Annotated in this window: 5 protein-coding genes; 4 read left to right on the plus strand and 1 reads right to left on the minus strand. The window is 45.2% G+C overall.

All coding sequences use genetic code 11. From position 1 onward, the window contains the following. Positions 1-637: 637 nt before the first annotated feature. The 4 genes from QUA99_RS32375 to QUA99_RS32390 all read left to right on the plus strand — a co-directional run bounded on the left by QUA99_RS32375 (position 638) and on the right by QUA99_RS32390 (position 3413). The gene (locus tag QUA99_RS32375) at positions 638-1552 is read left to right on the plus strand and encodes a heme A synthase (protein WP_333245579.1); all 915 of its coding nucleotides are present in this window, start codon (positions 638-640) and stop codon (positions 1550-1552) included. Positions 1553-1859: 307 nt separating this feature from the next. Beyond that, positions 1860-2837: a heme o synthase gene (locus QUA99_RS32380; protein WP_333245576.1), complete on the plus strand. Its 978-nt coding sequence runs from the start codon at positions 1860-1862 to the stop codon at positions 2835-2837. Positions 2838-2916: 79 nt separating this feature from the next. Next, positions 2917-3156, plus strand: a complete 240-nt coding sequence (locus QUA99_RS32385; RefSeq protein ID WP_333245574.1) for a hypothetical protein — start codon at positions 2917-2919, stop codon at positions 3154-3156. Next, positions 3153-3413, plus strand: a complete 261-nt coding sequence (locus QUA99_RS32390; RefSeq protein WP_333245571.1) for a type II toxin-antitoxin system RelE/ParE family toxin — start codon at positions 3153-3155, stop codon at positions 3411-3413. Before QUA99_RS32385 ends, QUA99_RS32390 begins: the two co-directional genes overlap by 4 nt. A 23-nt stretch (positions 3414-3436) precedes the next feature. Here QUA99_RS32390 and QUA99_RS32395 read toward each other — a convergent pair whose 3' ends face one another. Then, entirely contained in the window at positions 3437-3685 is a 249-nt protein-coding gene (locus QUA99_RS32395; RefSeq protein ID WP_333245582.1) for a DUF433 domain-containing protein, read from the minus strand. Between the last annotated feature and the right edge of the window lie 85 nt (positions 3686-3770).

Consider the following 3770-nt stretch of genomic DNA (forward strand, 5'->3'; position numbering starts at 1 on the left):
GCCTAAAAGTGTTTGGCTTCCAAGTTTTCACAACTGATAAAGAAATCCGACCCACATCTGCGGAATGTGGGATATAAAACAATAATTGAGTTGGGATATTTAGGAAATTTTAGCCGGTCGAAACTCGGGGCTGTGAGGCGCGGACACAGGAGTGGCTGGCTTATAGCTTGCTTAATTTGTTGACTGCCGTTTTATTTGCCGTCATACTCATACTAGGAGTAGAACAATCACCTAAATATAGTTTGTTGCGAATGATATTTTCTAGGTTTTTTTATACTGTTTAGTTTTTTGTAAACACTTTAGATCGGCTCATATCACAATTATTTCATAAATTGTTTTTCTTAATTATATCTTTATTTTTCCGTCAATGCTCTACAGTGGGGGAGTTCTTAATTATCCACGAGCGAGGAAAGATTAAACTTTTTTTAAGTTTGACAAAATAAAGGAAATCTTTTGTAATATAAAGAAGAAAGTTGAAAATTTCCTCAAGACAAACTAATTGGATAAAAGTGTCGCTAAGGTAGTAAAAATGACGGTTTGTCAGAGAAAAAGAGTGTTAAGCTCGGCTAAGCTCAGCCACAGCAAAACCTCAATATTTAATTAAGTTCGATCGATAACAAAGGCTAAGGTAAATTCCATGGCAAACTCAGTTTTAAATCAGCCAAACGCAGCAGCAGGAGTGCAGTGGCAGCCAAAAGATATTATCCGCGGCCTAGTGTGGAAAATTGCGATCGCAACCTGGCTGTTAATGGCTGTAGGCAGCGCCACGCGAGTCATGAATGCGGGGCTCGCTTGCCCCGACTGGCCGCTGTGCTACGGTCAATTAATACCTGCAGCGCAAATGAATTTGCAGGTATTTCTGGAATGGTTTCACAGGTTGGACGCAGCGGCAATTGGCTTAAGCGCGATCGCACTTTTAGGACTATCTTTGTTTTACCGCAGCCGCCTGCCAAAATGGCTGCCTTGGGCGAGCGCCGGGGCACTATTTTTAATCGTTTTTCAGGGCGTATTGGGCGGCTTGACAGTAACACAACTGCTGAGATTTGACATCGTTACCGCTCACTTGGGAACAGCTTTACTATTTTTTGCCGCCCTGCTAGTCATCGGTTTCATGCTGACTCCCTACGAAGCTACAGGAAATGTCGGCAAATTAGCTTGGGTAAGTTCGATCGCAGCATTGTTAGTTTACCTGCAAAGTTTGCTAGGAGCATTAGTAGGCTCTAGATGGGCTCTGCACCAATGTTTGAGCTCCTCAGAATTGTGCTCGGTAATGAACAGCCACATCGCGGGTATCGTACCAGCTACAGCAGCGACTTTAGCACTAGCCATCATGGCTTGGCGGCAGCCTGCACTGAGTCCAAAGTTGCGAAAATTAGGGAATTGGACGATTGTTTGTCTTATTGCTCAATTAGTTCTGGGATTAGCAACTTTCCGGCTGCACCTTCAGGTAGAACCGCTGACTGTCGCCCACCAAGCAGTCGGTGCTGCTTTGCTGGGAACCCTGATAGCTTTTAGTGTTTTAGCTTGGCGCGATCGAGTTTTATCAGCTTGAGAGCAATATCATGTCCGGTAGCATCGTTGTTATTATAATCCAAAGTCTTGTAGGGGCGGGTTCACCATAATTCTCGATAAAAGCCAACAGTTTCATAAACCCGCCCCGCCCATACAAGCACGAATCAACCGGACACTCTCTAAAAGGCAGATTTATCTATTCCTTGAGTAAGAGATGCCTGATTTATCCCTCGGTGGGGGCGGGTTTATTAATCCTTTTAGCTACAGCAAATATTTCTCGTAAAACCCGCCCCTACGAACCAATGACAAATGACAAGTGACAACTAACAACTAACAGCTTACAACCGATGCAAGAAATCCTTACCAACGACAGACCCCGCCTCCACGAAAACTTTTCGCAAGTCGTGAAAAGTTACTATCAACTAACAAAACCAAGAATTATTTTACTGCTGCTAATCACCACATCAGCAGGAATGTGGATGGCGGCTAAAGGAGAAGTAGACCCGCTATTGCTGGTATCAACTATTACCGGAGGCGCTTTAGCTTCTGCGTCGGCGAATACGATTAATTGTGTCTACGACAGCGACATCGATTATATTATGGAACGCACCCGGTGGCGCCCGATTCCTTCGGGGCGTGTCAAGAAGCGGGATGCTTTGATATTTGCGATCGCCCTAGCTACAATATCCTTTACATTGCTGACAGTTGTTGCCAACTTATTAGCCGCATTGCTAGCGATGTCCGGCATCGTTTTCTACGTCTTAATTTACACCCACTGGCTGAAGCGTCACAGCGTGCAAAACATCGTCATCGGCGGTGCTGCAGGGGCGATTCCCCCGCTAGTTGGGTGGGCTGCGGTGACGGGAGATTTGAGTTGGGGTGCGTGGCTGCTGTTTGGGATTATATTTCTGTGGACACCGCCGCATTTTTGGGCATTAGCAATGATGATTCGCGATGAATACAAGGAAGTAGGCGTCCCGATGTTACCGGTAATTGAGGGCGACGAAGAGACAGCCCGCCAAATTTGGATTTACACGCTATTGATGATTCCTGCAACTTTGCTGCTGGTGTATCCGCTGAATTTAGCCGGCGCGGTGTATGCGGGAACAGCTATTTTCCTGGGTGCTATTTTTGCCCAAAAAGCTTGGTTGCTGTTGCAGACTCCAGAGGATAAGATTGTTGCGCGATCGCTCTTCAAATACTCTATTCTGTACCTGATGCTATTGTGCGCCGGAATAGTCGTTGACAGTTTGCCTGTGACTCATAATTTGACTGCTGCTGTTGTACAAAATGTGCAAACTTTGATTAGTGCAGTTGTGATGTAGTCTGCTTTTAGAGCCCCGGCTTCTTGAAGAAGTCGGGGCTCTGGGTATATTGTAAAATTTAAAGTGGAGGAAAGTTCTGATGGCTGAGAATAATGTGAAAGTAGACATCTCATTTCAATCACTGCTGGAAGCTATTTCGTCACTGGGAATTGCTGAAAGATACAAGATATGGGAATTTTTGGAAGCTGAATTATTCCCGAATGAGGACGATTCTCCAGAAGACATTGCCGAAATTGAAGCGGCCCGTGCTGACTACAAAGCTGGAGATTACACAACTTTCGATCGATATATGGCACAACGGGCAAATAAATCGACATGACTTACACTATCCTTACCCCTAAAGCTGTACAAAAGCAGCTAGATGCCCTGCCCAATGATGTCTACGATCGTATCGCTGTCAAGATTTTGCAACTTGCCGAAAACCCGCGCCCAGATGGGGTGGTCAAGCTCAAAGGTGCTGGCAATGAGTACCGTATTCGGATCGGTGATTATCGCGTTCGTTATGAAATCGGCGATGAAGAACTAATCATTCTTCTATTACAATGCAAACATCGGAAAGATGTTTACAAACCATGATGTTTCTTCACCTATTATCTCACTCATGCTTCTTTATCAAAGTTGCTGTACAAAGTTTCAAGACGCTTGGCTTCTGCTGCTTGATGGCTCAAATCAGTTTCAATTTCTGCGGTGTTGGCATGATAGTAAGTTAATGCAGCGTAGACTTCGGCGAGGGTGAGATGAGAAATGCGATCGCAAATCTCTTCAGCATTCAATCCTCGCTTGTACCAGGTTACAATCCGGCGAACGGTAACGCCTTTACCGAGGATGTGGGGACATCCACCATGCAGTCCGGGAGGGGAGCATCCCGGTTTTGTAAATGGTTAAAAGTATGATATGAGCCAAAATTTTTCGCCCTGCGCTACATGATAGAAC

This window comes from Microcoleus sp. F10-B2 (assembly GCF_036704965.1).
In the GTDB taxonomy this organism is placed as follows: Bacteria; Cyanobacteriota; Cyanobacteriia; order Cyanobacteriales; family Microcoleaceae; genus Microcoleus.

Bases quoted from the DNA above. Each gene is read 5' to 3' on its own strand.
- QUA99_RS32375 (WP_333245579.1), top strand. From the start codon at position 638: ATGGCAAACTCAGTTTTAAATCAGCCAAACGCAGCAGCAGGAGTGCAG.
- QUA99_RS32380 (WP_333245576.1), top strand. From the start codon at position 1,860: ATGCAAGAAATCCTTACCAACGACAGACCCCGCCTCCACGAAAACTTT.
- QUA99_RS32385 (WP_333245574.1), top strand. From the start codon at position 2,917: ATGGCTGAGAATAATGTGAAAGTAGACATCTCATTTCAATCACTGCTG.
- QUA99_RS32390 (WP_333245571.1), top strand. From the start codon at position 3,153: ATGACTTACACTATCCTTACCCCTAAAGCTGTACAAAAGCAGCTAGAT.